Source organism: Mycobacterium sp. WUMAC-067 (assembly GCF_020217485.1).
GTDB lineage: Bacteria > Actinomycetota > Actinomycetes > Mycobacteriales > Mycobacteriaceae > Mycobacterium.
The window spans coordinates 1-276 of record NZ_JAEKMI010000220.1; the positions used below are offsets into that span (position 1 = coordinate 1).

Here is a 276-nt window from a genome sequence, read left to right on the forward strand (position 1 = left end):
TGTGGCCGAGATTGATCGTGACCAATTGTGTGGTGTGACTGGGGCGCGGTCGGTGCCGGCGTTGGTGGCCTGGAAGTTGGGTTGTTCGTCGGCAAACGCGCACACGCTCAGCGCCATCGCGGGCCGGCTGAGCGAGTTCCCGCGGTGTGCCCAGGGGATGCGCGAGGGCCGGTTCTCGGCCGATCAGGTCGGGGTGATCGCCGCGCGGGGCGGCGAGGGTTCGGATGAGCATTACGCGCAGCTGGCCGCGGTCGCCACGGTCAATCAGTTGCGTAC

General features: G+C 68.1%; 1 protein-coding gene. It reads left to right on the plus strand.

Features of this window, described 5'->3' with window-relative positions:
* Positions 1-276: DUF222 domain-containing protein (locus JF781_RS28315; protein WP_225341396.1), on the plus strand; the 276-nt coding region annotated here is incomplete at both ends.